Source organism: Micromonospora sp. WMMC415 (genome assembly GCF_009707425.1).
Taxonomy (GTDB): domain Bacteria; phylum Actinomycetota; class Actinomycetes; order Mycobacteriales; family Micromonosporaceae; genus Micromonospora.
Genome location: NZ_CP046104.1, coordinates 5,167,328 through 5,182,097, shown reverse-complemented (window position 1 = coordinate 5,182,097; position 14,770 = coordinate 5,167,328). Strand labels below are relative to the sequence as shown.

At 71.2% G+C, this 14,770-nt stretch carries 15 protein-coding genes; 12 read left to right on the top strand and 3 right to left on the bottom strand.

The annotated features are described in order from the left end of the window. Positions 1 to 73 precede the first annotated feature (73 nt). The gene (locus tag GKC29_RS24310) at positions 74 to 949 is read left to right on the top strand and encodes a bile acid:sodium symporter family protein (RefSeq protein WP_155333030.1); all 876 of its coding nucleotides are present in this window, start codon (positions 74 to 76) and stop codon (positions 947 to 949) included. Here GKC29_RS24310 and GKC29_RS24305 read toward each other — a convergent pair. Continuing rightward, the gene (locus tag GKC29_RS24305; protein ID WP_155333029.1) at positions 868 to 1,905 is read right to left on the bottom strand and encodes a helix-turn-helix transcriptional regulator; all 1,038 of its coding nucleotides are present in this window, start codon (positions 1,903 to 1,905) and stop codon (positions 868 to 870) included. The two genes, GKC29_RS24310 and GKC29_RS24305, sit on opposite strands and share 82 nt — an antisense overlap. 59 nt (positions 1,906 to 1,964) lie before the next feature. Here GKC29_RS24305 and GKC29_RS24300 point away from each other — a divergent pair, with 59 nt between their 5' ends. Further along, positions 1,965 to 3,212, top strand: coding sequence for an MFS transporter (locus tag GKC29_RS24300; RefSeq protein WP_196255706.1), 1,248 nt, complete (start codon positions 1,965 to 1,967; stop codon positions 3,210 to 3,212). A gap of 8 nt (positions 3,213 to 3,220) precedes the next feature. Here the strand turns inward: GKC29_RS24300 and GKC29_RS24295 are convergent, their stop codons facing one another. Continuing rightward, positions 3,221 to 3,979 carry a FadR/GntR family transcriptional regulator gene (locus GKC29_RS24295; RefSeq protein WP_155333028.1) on the bottom strand — a complete coding sequence of 253 codons (759 nt, stop codon included), beginning with the start codon at positions 3,977 to 3,979 and terminating at the stop codon, positions 3,221 to 3,223. Between the two features lie 136 nt (positions 3,980 to 4,115). On the opposite strand from GKC29_RS24295, the gene GKC29_RS24290 reads away from it, so the two are divergent. The 9 genes from GKC29_RS24290 to GKC29_RS24250 all read left to right on the top strand — a co-directional run bounded on the left by GKC29_RS24290 (position 4,116) and on the right by GKC29_RS24250 (position 12,575). Further along, a complete protein-coding gene (locus GKC29_RS24290) occupies positions 4,116 to 5,405 on the top strand; it encodes a sugar ABC transporter substrate-binding protein (RefSeq protein ID WP_230688794.1) in 1,290 nt (429 codons plus the stop codon). Between the two features lie 77 nt (positions 5,406 to 5,482). Then, on the top strand, positions 5,483 to 6,430 hold the full coding sequence (locus tag GKC29_RS24285) for a carbohydrate ABC transporter permease (protein WP_230688793.1): 948 nt from the start codon (positions 5,483 to 5,485) through the stop codon (positions 6,428 to 6,430). After that, positions 6,427 to 7,242 carry a carbohydrate ABC transporter permease gene (locus GKC29_RS24280; RefSeq protein ID WP_155333027.1) on the top strand — a complete coding sequence of 272 codons (816 nt, stop codon included), beginning with the start codon at positions 6,427 to 6,429 and terminating at the stop codon, positions 7,240 to 7,242. The genes GKC29_RS24285 and GKC29_RS24280 overlap by 4 nt, the downstream gene beginning before the upstream one ends. Before the next feature lie 4 nt (positions 7,243 to 7,246). Beyond that, positions 7,247 to 8,395 carry a galactonate dehydratase gene (gene dgoD, locus GKC29_RS24275; protein ID WP_155333026.1) on the top strand — a complete coding sequence of 383 codons (1,149 nt, stop codon included), beginning with the start codon at positions 7,247 to 7,249 and terminating at the stop codon, positions 8,393 to 8,395. 5 nt (positions 8,396 to 8,400) lie between these two features. Further along, positions 8,401 to 9,036, top strand: a complete 636-nt coding sequence (locus GKC29_RS24270; RefSeq protein ID WP_230688792.1) for a bifunctional 4-hydroxy-2-oxoglutarate aldolase/2-dehydro-3-deoxy-phosphogluconate aldolase — start codon at positions 8,401 to 8,403, stop codon at positions 9,034 to 9,036. Further along, positions 9,033 to 9,986, top strand: coding sequence for a sugar kinase (locus GKC29_RS24265; protein ID WP_155333025.1), 954 nt, complete (start codon positions 9,033 to 9,035; stop codon positions 9,984 to 9,986). Before GKC29_RS24270 ends, GKC29_RS24265 begins: the two co-directional genes overlap by 4 nt. A 36-nt stretch (positions 9,987 to 10,022) precedes the next feature. After that, positions 10,023 to 11,252 carry a D-mannonate dehydratase ManD gene (manD, locus tag GKC29_RS24260; RefSeq protein ID WP_155333024.1) on the top strand — a complete coding sequence of 410 codons (1,230 nt, stop codon included), beginning with the start codon at positions 10,023 to 10,025 and terminating at the stop codon, positions 11,250 to 11,252. Further along, positions 11,242 to 11,784 (top strand): gluconokinase, encoded by a 543-nt coding sequence (locus GKC29_RS24255; RefSeq protein WP_155333023.1) that lies wholly within the window; start codon positions 11,242 to 11,244, stop codon positions 11,782 to 11,784. The genes manD and GKC29_RS24255 overlap by 11 nt, the downstream gene beginning before the upstream one ends. Positions 11,785 to 12,179: 395 nt before the next feature. Continuing rightward, positions 12,180 to 12,575: a hypothetical protein gene (locus GKC29_RS24250; protein WP_155333022.1), complete on the top strand. Its 396-nt coding sequence runs from the start codon at positions 12,180 to 12,182 to the stop codon at positions 12,573 to 12,575. Positions 12,576 to 12,593: 18 nt separating this feature from the next. Here GKC29_RS24250 and GKC29_RS24245 read toward each other — a convergent pair whose 3' ends face one another. Beyond that, a complete protein-coding gene (locus GKC29_RS24245; protein ID WP_155333021.1) occupies positions 12,594 to 13,481 on the bottom strand; it encodes a helix-turn-helix domain-containing GNAT family N-acetyltransferase in 888 nt (295 codons plus the stop codon). Positions 13,482 to 13,642: 161 nt separating this feature from the next. Here GKC29_RS24245 and GKC29_RS24240 point away from each other — a divergent pair, with 161 nt between their 5' ends. Beyond that, positions 13,643 to 14,764 (top strand): DUF3103 family protein, encoded by a 1,122-nt coding sequence (locus GKC29_RS24240; RefSeq protein WP_155333020.1) that lies wholly within the window; start codon positions 13,643 to 13,645, stop codon positions 14,762 to 14,764. Positions 14,765 to 14,770 lie beyond the last annotated feature (6 nt).

The following is a 14,770-nucleotide window of genomic DNA, read 5'->3' as shown; positions in this document are numbered from 1 at the left end:
CCGCCGGTCAAGAGCCGCACCCGGCCGCACGGGGGATTGCGGAGGCGTTGCCGGGTGATGACGATGTCGTGCCATGGACTCAGCCCTGACCCTGGTCGGACTCCCGGTCGCTCTCGGCATCATCATGCTCGGCCTCGGTCTCGGACTGACCACCGAGGACTTCCGCCGGGTCGCCCGGCACCCCCGGGCCGCCGTCATCGCCCTGGTGTGCCAGGTGCTGGTGCTGCCGGCGCTCTGCTTCGGCCTCGTTCTCGCGTTCGACCTGCCGCCGGAACTGGCCGTCGGGATGATGCTGCTGGCCGCGTCCCCCGGCGGCACCACCGCCAACCTCTACAGCCACCTGTTCGGCGGCCACGTGGCCCTGAACATCACCCTGACCGCCGTCAACTCGGTGCTCGCCGTGGTCACCCTGCCGATCGTGGTCAACCTGTCGGCGGCGTACTTTCTGACCGACGGCCGGAGCATCGGCCTCCAGTTCGACAAGGTGCTGCAGGTGTTCGCCATCGTGCTCGTCCCGGTCGCGATCGGCATGCTGATCCGGGCCCGGGTGCCCCGCATCGCCGGACGCCTGGACCGCCCGGTGCGGGCCCTGTCCGTCGTCGTGCTCGTCGCGGTGATCCTCGGTGCCGTGCTGGGCGAACGTGACAACATCGCCGACTACTTCGTCTCCGTCGGCCTGGCCGTGCTCGCGTTCAACCTGCTGAGCCTCGCGATCGGATACGGGGTGCCGCGACTGGCCGGGGTCGACCACAGCGCGGCGACGGCGGCCGGATTCGAGATCGGCATCCACAACAGCACGCTGGCCATCACGGTCGCGCTCAGCCCGGCGCTGCTCGACAACACCCGGATGGCGGTCCCGGCGGCCGTCTACGGCATCGTCATGTTCTTCACGGCGGCGGCCTTCGGCTTCCTGGTGACCCGCGCGGGCGCCCGGCTCGCCACGACCTGAGACGGTTCCCGGGTGACCAGGGCGGCGCCGAGCGGCGTCTGCCAGTACAGCACCTCGCGCCCCGACCGTCGCTTGGTGACCGTACCGGCGTCGAGGAGTACCCGGAGGTGGTCGCCGACGGCGCCGAGGGACAGCCCGGTGACCGCGGCGAGGTGGGACGTGCTCAGCGGAGTGGCCAACCGGGCGAGGATGGCGGCCCGACTCGGGCCGATCAGCCGGTCCAGGCCCTCCGGGGCCGGCGGAGCGGTGTCGGCGAGGATGCCGCTCGCCGAATAGGCCATGCCGAACCGGGTCGGCTGGTTCCACAGCACCCAGCCGCGGACGCAGTGCGCCGGGACGAACACCAACTGCTCGGCCCGGTCGAGCGGCAGCGGCGGCGCCGGATAGGCGTTGACCTGGAGCCGGCCCTCGCCCAGCCACCGCACCTGCGGATTGAGGTCGGCGAAGACACCCGCCCAACCCTGGGCGCTGAGCCGCGCGGTGCGGGCCACGATGTCGGCCCTGAGCCGCCGTTCCCGCTCCGGCCACTCCGGTCGCACCAGGTGCGTCCAGACCCAGTCGAGCAGGTACACCGCCTGCTCGGTCAGTTCGTCGGTGCGCAACGGGCCGGCGAGCGGCCCCGGCCAGGTCGCCCGCAGGTCGGCGCGGATCTGCTCGTCGGGGCGCTCGGCGACGGCTGTCAACTCTTCGGCGAACGTCGGGGCGGCCGTCGCGGGAACCAGGGTGAGGAAGTCGGCGGTCCACCGAGGTCCGAACGACGCCGCCACCAGGGCCCGGACCACCGGCCGCCGGGCCAGCATCCGTTGGTACGCCGCGAGGTGCGGGCGCCGCCAGGCGTGCTGCCACGGGCGGCGCGGGCTGTGCAGGGCCCGCAGTGCGGCGACGGTGTCGGTCATCGGCGAAATCGTGAACCGGCTGCGCGCGAGCAGGTCCACCGGAATCTGCCAGACGGACATGTTTCGCCTCCAGCCGTAACTCTACTGGTCCGGCCCGAGCCGCCTGAAGGATCATGGGCGTGAGGACGTATTCGGAGCTGTTCGCCGTCCACGAGTTCCGCAACCTCTTCGTGGCCAACTGTGCCGGCATCGCGGCGCACACCAGTTCGGCGCTGGCACTCGGCTCGCTGACCTACGCCACCACCGGGTCGGCCACGCTCACCGCGCTGAGCATGTTCGGGGCGCCGCTGGCCGGCGTGCTCGGCAGCCTCACCCTGCTCTCCGCGTCGGACAGCCTGCCGCCTCGCCGGGCCCTGGCCCTCGCCGCGCTGGTCGGCCTCGCCGGGACGGCTCTGCAGGCCGTGCCGGGGCTGCCGTTGGTGGCCCGGTTCGCCGTCATCCTGCTCGTCGCGTACGTCGGGTCGATCACCAACGGCGCCCGGTGGGCGTTGATCAACGACATCCTGCCGGCCGGCGCGTACGTGCTGGGCCGCTCCACGATGAACGTCAGCGTGGGCGTCATGCAGATCGCCGGCTTCGGAGCGGGCGGCCTGCTGCTGGTCTGGTTGAGCCCGTACCAGGTGTTCCTGGTCGCCACCGCGCTGCGCGCCGTGGCGTTGGCGGTGACCTGGATCGGCGTGCGCGAACGGCCGGCCCGGGCCGGTGCCCGGACCTCGACGGCCCGGACGCTGCGGATCAACCGTGAGCTGTGGGCCGACCCGGGGCGGCGCTCGCTCTACCTCAATCTGTGGCTACCCAGCGGCCTGGTGGTCGGATGCGAGGCGTTGTTCCTGCCGTACGCCGGTGAGCGGGCCGGCTTTCTCTTCGCCGCCGGCGCGCTCGGCATGCTCGCCGGCGACGTGGTGGTGGGCCGGTTCTTGTCCGCTGCCGCGCGCCAGCGGTGCGTCCTTCCGCTGCGGCTCCTGCTTCCCCTGCCGTACCTGGTCTTCCTGCTGCACCCGGAGCTGCCGGTGGCGATGCTCCTCGCCCTGGCCGCCTCGGTCGGCTTCGCGGTCGCTCTGCCGTTGCAGGAGCAGCTCATCGCCCACTCCCCGGCGGAGGCCCACGGCCAGGTGCTCGGCCTGCAACAGAACGGGATGATGACCGGGCAGGCGGTCTTCGCGGCCCTGGCGGGGGCGGTCGCCGACGTCCTGCCGACGCACCAGGCGGTGGCGGTGCTCGCCGGGCTGTCGCTGGCCACGACGCTGCTTCTCACCCGGGGTCTGCGCCACACCCGGCTCGCGCCGCGGGTCACGACCGGCCGGGCCGCTCCCGTCGTGCGGCGTCGATCAGCGGAGATGTCGCCGCCGGCCGACGGGAGGCGTTGAGGGAGCCGTCACTGGGCGGGGTTGGCCGCCTGCTCCCAGATCGCCGTCATCTCGTCGAAGGCCTGCTCCATGATCTGGACCATGGCGCCGCGGGCCCGGTCGCCGTCGCGACGCTGGATCGCCTGGGCGACGTCGGCGTGCAGTTGGAGCGCCTGCTCGTGCGGATGGTGCGGCATCAGGTGGTAGTGGTGCCGACCGCTGAGCACCTCGGCCACCAGGTCCTGGAGCTTGACGAACATCTCGTTCCCGGAGGCGGCCAGCACCCGGCGGTGGAACTCGATGTCGAGGTGGAGGAACCGCTCCTCGTCGCCGGCCTTGCCGGCGGCCCACATCTTCGCGGCGAGGCCGACGAGCTCGCTCGCCTCGTCGTAACCGATCCGGGCGGCGGCCAGCCAGGCGGCGTGCGGCTCGACCGCCGTCCGCAGCTCGGTGATCGAGCGGATCTGGGCGATGCGGCCGGCCGAGGCGAGCCGCCAGCGGATCACCTGCGGGTCGAAGACGTTCCAGGCGTCCGGCGTGCGGATCATGACGCCGACGCGGCGTCGGGTCTCGATGAACCCCATCGAGGCGAGCACCCGCAGCACCTCGCGGACCACCGAACGGGACACCGCGTACCGCTCGACCAGCTCGTCGATGTTCAGGATCGCGCCGGGCGGCAGCTCACCTCCGCAGATGGCCGTGCCGAGGTGGTCGAGGACGCGTGCGTGCAGCCCGGCCTCGGCAGGCGCGTTCTGGGCGACTGCGCCCTCGGAGGAGTACCGTTCCACGCCTCAGATCGTATCAGTTAGATCAACCCCTTGAATAAATCCGCTTTTTCGGCCTAGCATCCCGACGTTAAGCGGATGTAAACACCGAGGTAGCGCCCGTCCAGGGCAGCGACCGGGGACAGAAGGAGAGACAAGGGTGCGACGTCGAGCAATGATCGGCACTTCTCTGGCCGTGGTCGCCGCCATGGGCCTGTCCGCCTGTGGCGGCGGTGACGACGGCGGCAGCGGGTCGAACACGCTCCGGGTGACGCTGGTCAACCACGTCTGGACGGAGAACATCAAGAAGGCCCTGCCGGAGTTCGAGAAGCAGAGCGGGCTCAAGGTCGAGGTCACCCAGCTCGGTGAGGACCAGCTGTCGGACCAGTACAACGTCAAGCTGAACGCCGGGTCCCGCGACCTCGACGTGATGATGTACCGGCCGCTGCAGGAGGGGAAGCTGTTCGCCAAGAACAAGTACCTCGCCGACCTGGGCGAGAAGGCCAAGTCGGACAGCGCGTTCGAGCTGGGCGACTTCCAGGCCGGACCGGTGCAGACGACCACGTACGAGGACAAGTTGGTCGGCGTACCGATCATCACCGAGCAGGAGGTCCTCTACTACCGCAAGGACCTGCTGGAGAAGTCCGGCTTCACCGCCCCGCCGAAGACGCTCGACGAGCTCAAGGCGCAGGCGGCGAAGGTCGAGGCGGACAACCCGGGTGTCGCCGGGTTCGTGGCCCGTACCGGCAAGTCGGCCGCGGTCACCCAGTTCTCCAGCTTCCTGTACAGCTTCGGCGGTGACTTCGTCGACGCCAGCGGCAAGGCCTCGGTGAACAGCGAGCAGGCCAAGCAGGCGTACGCCTACTACGGCGGCATGCTGCGCGACCACGGCCCGGAGAACATCAGCACCGACATGAGCTGGTCCGAGGCGATGGCGATCTTCACCCAGGGCAAGGCGGCCTTCTACACCGAGGCCAACTCGCTCTACAAGAACGCCACCGACCCGGCCAAGTCGAAGGTCTCCGAGACCGTCGGGTTCGCCACCTTCCCGGCCGGCCCGGCCGGCTCGAAGCCGTACAACGTCCCGTCCTGGGCGCTCGGGGTCAACGACGCGTCCGAGAACAAGGACAACGCCTGGAAGTTCATCCAGTGGGCGGCCGGCAAGGAGCAGTCGCTGGCGCAGCAGAAGGCCGGCGTCCCCGGCGCCCGCGCCTCCGTCTGGGCCAACCCGGAGGGCACCGCGACCTACCCGAAGGACCTGGCCGAGGCCACCAAGGTCAGCACCACCAACGGCATCGGTCACGACCGCCCGCTGGTCGTGAAGGTCGCCCAGGCCCGGGAGATCGTCGGTCAGCCGATCGTCGACGCGATCACCGGTAAGGACGCGGCCGCCTCGGCGGACGTGGCGAACGAGGCGTTCCAGAAGTTCCTCGACGACGAGTCGAAGTAGCCCGATCGCGGGGTGGCGGGCCGACCGGCTCCGCCACCCCGCGCCGGGACCCCTGGCCCCCCGAACCCGGAGACCTCATGTCAGCCGTCACCACACCAGTCACCAGATCGCCCGAGGCCGGTACGGCCCCGGCTGAGTCGGCCTGGTCGCGCTGGGCCAACGCGCACCGCAAGTGGCTCTTCGCGGCACCCGCCATGGCGTTCGTCGCCGTGCTCATCATCTTTCCGGTGGCCTGGACCGGGTACCTCAGCCTGACCGACGCCGAGGGTTCGGTACGCGCCGAGAGCGAGTTCATCGGTTTCCAGAACTACCTGGACGTGCTCTCCGACACCGACCGGTTCTGGCCGGCGGTGTGGCGCACGGCCCTCTTCACCTTCGTCGTGCTCCTCGTCGAGGTCGTGCTCGGCATGGCGATCGCCCTGCTGCTGTGGCGACCCTTCCGCGGCGAGAGGTGGGTCCGGGTCGCCATCCTGCTGCCGCTGGTGGCCACTCCGGTCGCGGTCGGCATGATGTGGCGGCTGATCTTCGATCCCAACATCGGCATGGCGAACCAGGTGCTCAGCTGGGTCGGCATCGGCCCGCAGCCCTGGCTGTCCGGCCAGAACTCGGCCCTGCCGACGACGATGTTCATCGACATCTGGCAGTGGACGCCGATGGTGGTGCTGATCCTGCTCGCCGGGCTGACCTCGCTCTCCGACGAGCCCCAGGAGGCGGCGCTGATCGACGGCGCCAGCATCTGGCAGCGGTTCCGGCACGTCACCCTGCCGCTGCTGATGCCCACCGTGATCGTCGCGATCCTGCTGCGCGGCATCGACGCCCTGAAGACGTTCGACATCCTGTACGCCACCAAGGGGCGCGGCGGCGGGTCCTTCCACGAGGTGGAGACCCTCAACGTCTACGCCTACGGCCTCAGCTTCGACTACAACGACTACGGCGTCTCGTCGACGGTCCTCATCATCTTCTTCCTGATCATCATCGGGGTGATGTGGGCCCTGACCTACCGCAAGAAGGGGCTGGAGCGATGAAGCCGAGCAGGCCGTTCAAGGTCTTCCGGGCGGTGGCCCTCGTCCTGGTGGTGTTCTCGCTGATCGCGCCGCTGCTCTGGATGGTCGCCGCGTCGTTCAAGACCAACGTCGACATCTACGACACGGGCAAGGCGCTGGTCTTCACGCCCACCCTGGACAACTACGACACCGTTCTCCAGCAGGCGAACTACGTCCAGTTCATCGGCAACAGCCTCTGGGTGGCGCTCGCGGCCACGGTGTTCTCGTTGATCCTCGGCGTGCCCGCCGCCTACTCGATGAGCCGCTTCAACATGAAGAAGTCCGCGCTCGTCGTGCTGATGGCCCGGGTGATCCCCGGTGTCTCGCTGCTGGTGCCCTGGTACTACGTCTTCTCGAACCTGCAGATGGTCGGCGGCTACACCGTGCTGATCCTCAGCCACATGTTCGTGTCGCTGCCGCTGATCGTCTACATCATGATGGGTTACTTCGACGGTTTGCCCGGCGAACTCGAAGAGGCGGCGCTCGTCGACGGCCTGACCCACATCGGTGCGTTCCGGCGGATCACCCTGCCGCTCTCGGTGCCCGGTGTCGCCACGGCCGGCATCCTGTCGTTCATCTTCTCCTGGAACAACTTCATGTTCGCCCTGGTGCTCTCCGGCGCCGACACCAAGACGCTGCCCGTGGCGATCTTCGACTTCGTCGGCTACGCCAGCATCGACTGGGGCGGCCTGATGGCGGCGGCCACGGTGGTGACCGTCCCGATCATGCTGATCGCCCTGTTCGTGCAGAAGTACATCGTCTCCGGCCTCACCGCCGGCGCCACGAAGGGCTGAGGTCATGACCACGATCGCGCGGGTGGAGACCTTCCTCGTCGCACCACGCTGGCTGTTCGTCCGGGTGGAGACCACCGACGGGACCGTCGGCTGGGGCGAGGCGACCTGCGAGGGTCGCTCGGAGACGGTCCGTACCGCCGTCGAGCAGCTCAGCGAACTGCTGATCGGCCGGGACGCGCTGCGCATCGAGGACCACTGGCAGGTGATGACGAAGGGCTCGTTCTACCGGGGCGGGCCGATCCTGGCCAGCGCCGTCGCCGGGCTCGACCAGGCGCTGTGGGACATCGCCGGCAAGCACTTCGGCGCGCCGGTGCACCAGTTGCTCGGCGGACCGGTCCGGGACCGGATCCGGGTGTACGGCTGGGTCGGCGGTGACGAGCCGGCCGAGGTACGCGACCAGATCAGCGCCGCCGTCGAGTCGGGCCTGACCGCGGTGAAGATGAACGCCTCCGGTCGGATGAGCCCGGTCGCCTCGGTCCGCGAACTCGACGGCGTGGTCGAGCGGGTGGCCGCCGCCCGCGAGGTGCTCGGCGACGAGCGGGACGTCGCGGTCGACTTCCACGGGCGGTTCACCCTCGCCACCGCCCGCCGGGTCGCCCCGCTGCTGGAGGAGTTCCGGCCCTTCTTCCTGGAGGAGCCGGTGGTGCCGGAGAACTCGCACCTGATCGGCGAGTTCGTGCGCTCCACCACCACCCCGGTGTCGACGGGGGAGCGGCTCTACAACCGGCAGGAGTTCCTGCCCGTCCTCCAGGCCGGTATCGCGGTCGCCCAGCCGGACCTCTCGCACGCCGGCGGCATCACCGAGGTCCGCAAGATCGCCGCGCTGGCCGAGACGTACGACGTGCAGCTCGCCCCGCACTGCCCGCTCGGGCCGATCGCCCTCGCGGCCTGCCTCCAGGTCGGCTTCGCCACGCCGAACTACCTGATCCAGGAACAGAGCATCGGCATCCACTACAACCTCGGCGCCGAGGTGCTCGACTACTGCCTCGACAAGACCCCGCTGACCTTCGTCGACGGGTACGTCGAGCGGCTCACCGCACCCGGCCTCGGCATCGAGATCGACGAACACGCGGTGCGGACGGCGGACAAGCGCGGCCACGCCTGGCGCAGCCCCACCTGGCGGCACCGCGACGGCTCCTACGCGGAATGGTGATCAACATGACCGTCAACCTCACCGCCGAACTCGCCGACGCCCGCATCCTGGCGGTCATCCGCGGCACCGACACCGCCGGCGCGATCGCCGCCGGCACCGCCCTGCTCGAAGAGGGCGTGCGCATCGTCGAGGTGGCCCTCACCACGCCGGACGCCCCGCGGGCCGTGGCGGCGCTGCGCGCGGTGGCGCCCGCCGGGTCCCTGGTCGGCGCCGGCACGGTGCTCACCACCGCCGACGTGGCGGACGTGGCCGCCGCCGGCGCGCAGTTCGTGGTGACGCCGGCCGTGGTCGAGTCGATCCCCGAGGCGGCGCGCCGGGGCATCCCGGTCGCCGCCGGGGCCTTCACCCCGACCGAGGCGTACACCGCGATGCGGATGGGGGCGTCGGCCATCAAGCTGTTCCCGGTGTCGGTCGGCGGGCCGGCGTACCTGAAGGCGGTGCGGGACCCGTTCCCGGACATCCCCTTCGTCGCGGTCGGCGGCGTCGGTCTGGACGACGTGCCGGGCTACCTCAGGGCCGGTGCGATCGCGGTCGGCGTCGGTGGGCCGCTGGTCGGCGACGCCGCCTCCGGCGGCGACCTCGCCGCCCTGCGGGCCCGGGCCCGCACCTACCTCGCCGCGGTCGGGTCGTCGCGCTCATGACCGCACCGGACCTGCTCACCTTCGGCGAGACCATGGTGTCGTTGCGCTCGGCCGGTCCGCTTGCCGCCGGGGGGTCGCTGACCATGCACCTGGCCGGTGCCGAGTCCAACGTGGCGGTCGGAGTGGCCCGGCTGGGGCACCGGGCCGCCTGGGCCGGCCGGGTGAGCACCGACGAGTTCGGCGAGTACACGCTGCGGCAGCTCCGCGCCGAGGGCATCGGTGTCGACGGCGTGACCCGGGACCCCGACCGGCCGACCGGCCTGATGTTCCTGGAGCAGCGCACCGCCGACCTGACCCGGGTGCAGTACCACCGGTCCGGATCGGCCGGGTCCGCGCTGCACGCCGACGACCTGCGGGCGTCGCTGGCCGCCGGCGCGCGGATGCTGCACCTGACCGGGATCACCCCCGCGCTGTCCGACACCGCCCGGGAGGCCACCCGGTGGGCCGCCCAGACCGCCGCCGAGGCGGGTGTCCCGGTGTGCCTGGACGTCAACTTCCGCGCCCGGCTCTGGTCCCGGGACGATGCCCGCGAGGTGCTCACCCCGTTGGCGGGGTACGCATCCGTCGTCATCGCCTCCGCCGACGAGCTGGACCTCGTCGGCGACCCGGCGGCCGACGAGTCCACCGTGGTGGCGGACCTGTTCCGGCGGGGCGTGCGGACGGTCCTGGTGAAACTGGGCGCGGACGGCGCCCGGGCGCACACCCCGGACGGGGTCGAGCACGTCGGCGCGCTGACCGTGACCGCCGTCGACGCCGTCGGCGCCGGGGACGCGTTCACCGCCGGCTACCTGTCCGGCTGGTTCGACGGGCTCGACCTGGCCGGTCGCCTGCGCCGCGCGGCCACCCTCGGCGCCTTCGCGGTCTCCAGCCGGGGCGACTGCGAAGGGCTGCCCCGCCGCGCCGAACTGTCCCTTCTCGACGGCCACGAGACCGGAAGTGTCCTCCGTTAGCCGCCGCCGAACTCACGTGAAGAAAGGCACCCCGCCGTGAAGATCATCGCAGCCGACGTCATCGTCACCAGCCCGGACCGCAACTTCGTCACCCTCAAGATCACCACGGACGAAGGCGTCACCGGCCTGGGTGACGGCACCCTCAACGGACGGGAACTCTCCGTCGCGTCGTACCTGCGCGACCACGTCGTGCCGCTGCTGATCGGCCGGGACCCGCACCGCATCGAGGACACCTGGCAGTTCCTGTACCGCTCGGCGTACTGGCGGCGCGGACCGGTCACCATGGCCGCCATCGCCGCCGTCGACGTCGCCCTCTGGGACATCAAGGCCAAGGCGGCCGGCATGCCCCTGTACCAGCTGCTCGGCGGCGCGTCCCGCACCGGCATCATGGCGTACGGGCACGCCTCCGGCCGTGACCTGCCGGAACTGTTCGACTCGATCCGCCGGCACCTCGACCTCGGCTTCCGGTCGATCCGCGTGCAGACCTCCGTGCCCGGCATCAACGCCGTCTACGGGGTCGCCGCGCAGCCCAGCGTCGACGGCAAGCGGTACGACTACGAACCGGCCCAGCGCATCCCGCTGCCGGCCGAGGAGGACTGGGACACCCGCGCGTACCTGCGGCACCTGCCCGGGGTGTTCGAGGCGGTCCGCAACGAGTTCGGCCCGGAGCTGCCGCTGCTGCACGACGGTCACCACCGGATGACCCCCATCCAGGCCGCCAAGCTCGGCAAGGCCCTGGAGCCGTACGACCTGTTCTGGCTGGAGGACTGCACGCCGGCGGAGAACCAGGAGGCGCTGCGGCTGGTCCGCCAGCACACCACCACCCCGCTGGCCATCGGCGAGGTCTTCAACACCGTGTGGGACTACCAGACCCTCATCCGGGAACAGCTGATCGACTACGTCCGCTCGGCCGTCACCCACACCGGCGGCATCACCGCGATGCGCAAGCTGCTCGACTTCGCGGCCCAGTACCAGATCAAGTCCGGCATCCACGGGCCGACCGACATCTCACCGGTCGGCATGGCCGCCGCGCTGCACCTGGACCTGGCCATCCACAACTTCGGCATCCAGGAGTACATGCAGCACGGGCCGCTCACCAACGAGGTGTTCCGGCAGTCGTTCACCTTCACCGACGGGTACCTGCACCCGGGCGAACTGCCCGGCATCGGCGTCGAACTCGACGAGGAGGCCGCCGCGCGGTTCCCGTACCAGCCGGCGTACCTGCCGTTCAACCGCTTGAAGGACGGCACCGTCCATGACTGGTGACCGGCGGCCGACCCGGCACGTCGTCGTGATGGGCGTGTCCGGGTGCGGCAAGACGACGGTGGCCCGGCTCGTCAGCGAGCTGACGGGACTGGCCTTCGCGGAGGCCGACGAGTTCCACTCCGAGGCCAACGTGGCGAGGATGCGGTCCGGCGTACCGTTGGACGACGTCGCCCGCTGGCCCTGGCTCCGCGACCTCGCCGGCTGGATGACCGCCCGCCACCGGGAGGGCGTCTCGACGGTGCTGGCGTGCTCCGCGCTCAAGCGCTCCTACCGGGACGTCCTCCGGCAGGGACCGCCGAACGTGGAGTTCGTGCACCTGGACGGCCCGACCGAGGTGATCCGCGAGCGGATGGCGGCGCGGACGCACCCGTACATGCCCGCGAGCCTGCTCGATTCCCAGGCGGCGATCCTGGAGCCCCTGGGGCCGGACGAGCACGGCGTGGTGCTCGACCTCCGGTTGCCCGCGGAGATCCTCGCCGCCACCGCGGCCGACCGCCTCGGCCTGCCCGCCGTGGACCCGTCACCACGCTGAGCGGGTCGCCGGCCCCGCGCACACCATCCTGTCCGGTTCGTGACGGACGGACGACGGCTGACCCTCTCCGCTGTCGGCCTCCCGTCACATGTCACCCGGCCGACCGTTTGGTGCTCCGGTCGTCGCCTGCCTACCGTGTGCGGTACCGCACGCAACGTGGTCGTGGTGAGGGAAGGAGGGTATGGCAGGCGCGCCAGTGGGTAGAAGGACGTCACTGGACCCCGAGTGAGGGGGCACCGTCGCCCCGACCGGCACTGGTGGTGCGACCCGCGCGCCGCCCTCGGGGCCTGATCAACCGGAGGAAGGAGGCCGGTCGTGATGTTCCACAGTGGACCCGGTCGTCGATGGGTGGCCGCCCGCGCGTCGGCCGCCGCGTGTCGGGCCGGGTGATCGCCGTGTCGCCGATTCCCGCGCCCCGCCCGGCGCCCGCCGCGTCACCGGTCCCCAGCACGTACATCCGGTACCTGCGAGACCGGCTGCTGGAGGCCGAGGCGGGACTGACCGCCATGTCCGAGAAGTACGAGCGGACCAAGGCCCGGTTCGACCGCTGCTACGCGCGGCAGGGCATCACACCCGAGGCCGACATCGTCAACTACATCAACGCCAAGTCGATGAACCCCGAGCTGAAGTTCTGGTACTCCAAGGTGGAGCACTTCCAGCGGGAGGTCACCGCCTACGGTGCCGCGCTGACCGGCCTGGAGGCGGCCGGCCGGATGCTGGCGGTGGAGGACCACCGCGCCGACAACCAGCGCGTCCGCAGCGGCCGTCGTGGCCTGAACCGGGTCAGCTGACCGGGGCGGTACGGGCCGTCACGGCGACAGGCGCTTCTCGAACCAGTGGTGGGCGTAGCGCTCGTCGTTGTACGGCTCGATCTCCCGGTACCCGGCGGCGCGGTACATCGCGATCGCCTCGGTCAGGTTCCGGTTGGTGTCCAGCCGTACCGCCGTCCAGCCCCGGTCGGCGGCGTAGCGCTCCAGCTCGTCGAGCAGCCGCCGCCCGATCCCGAGGCCGCGTACGCTGTCGGCCACCCAGACCCGCTTGATCTCGGCGGGTGCGTCGGGGTGGAGCTTGACGGCGCCGCAGCCGACGGGTTCGGCGTTGAGGGTGGCGAGCAGGAACAGGCCGGCGGGCGGAACGAGTTCCTCGTCGCGTACGGGACTGCTCAGCGCCGGGTCGAAGCCCTCGTCGAACCGGCCCGCCACGTCCCGGGCGTACGCCCGCACGCAGGCACGGGCGCGCGGGTCGCCGGGCGGGCACGGCTCGACGACCACCATCGACCCGACGAGCAGTCGTTCCACCTCGGCCATCGCGGCGACGAGCCGACCGCGCCGGCGCTCACTGAGCGGTCGGAGGATGGACCAGGCCAGGTCGTCGGAGCGCTTGTCCAGCTCGGTCCACTCCGCCCGGCCGGCGTCGGTGAGGTCGGCCATCCGCACCCGTCCGTCGCCGTCGGCCGGGCCGACCGTGACGAGCCCGTCGCCCTCCAGGGTGCGCAGGAGCCGGCTGAGGTGTCCCGAGTCCAGGCCGAGCCGGGCCCGCAGCGCCGCGACCTCGGCGCCGCCGGGGCCGATCTCCCACAGCAGCCGCGCCTGCGCGAGGGGCCGGCCGCGGGCCATGTACTCGTCGTCGAGCGCGCCCACCCGCTGGGTGACCGTCCGGTTGAACCGCCGCACCGCGGCAACGAGCTCCGATTCCATAAGCCTGACTTTAGTCAGGCATCCCCGTCGTCCGCCAGCCGGTCGGACCCGCGCCGTGTCGGCGCGCCAACAACATTGACGTACTCCTATGTAAACGGCGATCATCTGGCAAACCCGGCCGCGCCGGTCACGAGCCGGCGCCGCACCGAAGAGGGGTCCGTATGAAGCCACGCTCCTTCCGGCTCGCCGCGTCGTCGGTCTGTCTGGCGGCGACCACCCTGATCGCCGCCACCGCGGCACCGGCCCAGGCCGGTCCCGACGACGTACGGCGGGGCGCCCCGTCGGCGCCGTCCACCGTCGGTCCTGTCCTCGCCGCCACCGACCGGCTCGCCAGCGTGGTGGCCGGCGCACTCGCCGACCCCGCCACCCGCGGGCGGCTCGTCCCGGCCGTCACCGCCGGCCCGGTGGACCTGCTGGCGGTACGCCTCGACGCGCGGACCGAGCGTGCCGCCCGGTCGGCCAACCAGGCGGTGCTGGCGGCGAAGGGCCTGCCGGCGACGAGCGGCTCCGTGCTGCGACTCCGGCTCGGGCACGAGAACATGGCGGCGGCGTTGACCCGGGCCGAGGTACCGCTGGTGGCGGCGGCGCCGACCGACGACGCGACGACCACGGTGACCGGCCACGACCCCGCCGGGGGACAGGTCGTCCTGGATCCGGTCCGGCTGCCCGCCCGTCCCGTGCTGGTCGTCGAGGTCGACGTGGCGAGGGCGATGGAGCGGGGCCTGGCGCAGGTGCGGCAGGAGTTGGCGGCCCGGAACCTGACGGCTGCCCGGCCCGCGGCGAGAACGCAGGCCGGGTACTGGGCCACCAAGGTCAACGCGGTCCGGCTCGGTGACGACAAGGAACCGTGGATCAAGGGCGGCGCCGAGATCTTCACGGTCGTCACCGGCTTCGGGCTCGACGGCAAGGCCACGGCCAGCATCGTGGAGATGCCCTACCTCGACAACGACGGCACGGTCTACCACCCGAACCAGCTGCTGGTCCACTTCAACGGCTACAAGTACAACCTGGCCGACGTGGTGATGTGGGAGGACGACGGCGACACCAACTACCGCGACCTGGCCAAGGCACTGATCACCGCCCTGCTGACCATCGTCGACCAGGGCGTCTACACGCCGCTGGTCAACGCGATCATCGACGCGATGCCGGCGAGCTGGTGGACCGACGACCCCGACTACGTCGACTCCTGGTACACCCTCAGCACCGGCAGCTCCGGCCGGCTGCACGGTGCGGCCGCCAACGGCTGGATGGACGTCGCGCCGTACTGGGTGCAGCCGTTGTAGGGGATC

Excerpts from the sequence above, each read along its gene's own strand:
- GKC29_RS24310 (WP_155333030.1), top strand. The coding sequence starts at position 74 with ATGGACTCAGCCCTGACCCTGGTCGGACTCCCGGTCGCTCTCGGCATC.
- GKC29_RS24305 (WP_155333029.1), bottom strand. The coding sequence starts at position 1,905 with ATGTCCGTCTGGCAGATTCCGGTGGACCTGCTCGCGCGCAGCCGGTTC.
- GKC29_RS24285 (WP_230688793.1), top strand. The coding sequence starts at position 5,483 with ATGTCAGCCGTCACCACACCAGTCACCAGATCGCCCGAGGCCGGTACG.
- GKC29_RS24280 (WP_155333027.1), top strand. The coding sequence starts at position 6,427 with ATGAAGCCGAGCAGGCCGTTCAAGGTCTTCCGGGCGGTGGCCCTCGTC.
- dgoD (WP_155333026.1), top strand. The coding sequence starts at position 7,247 with ATGACCACGATCGCGCGGGTGGAGACCTTCCTCGTCGCACCACGCTGG.
- GKC29_RS24270 (WP_230688792.1), top strand. The coding sequence starts at position 8,401 with ATGACCGTCAACCTCACCGCCGAACTCGCCGACGCCCGCATCCTGGCG.
- GKC29_RS24265 (WP_155333025.1), top strand. The coding sequence starts at position 9,033 with ATGACCGCACCGGACCTGCTCACCTTCGGCGAGACCATGGTGTCGTTG.
- GKC29_RS24255 (WP_155333023.1), top strand. The coding sequence starts at position 11,242 with ATGACTGGTGACCGGCGGCCGACCCGGCACGTCGTCGTGATGGGCGTG.
- GKC29_RS24245 (WP_155333021.1), bottom strand. The coding sequence starts at position 13,481 with ATGGAATCGGAGCTCGTTGCCGCGGTGCGGCGGTTCAACCGGACGGTC.
- GKC29_RS24240 (WP_155333020.1), top strand. The coding sequence starts at position 13,643 with ATGAAGCCACGCTCCTTCCGGCTCGCCGCGTCGTCGGTCTGTCTGGCG.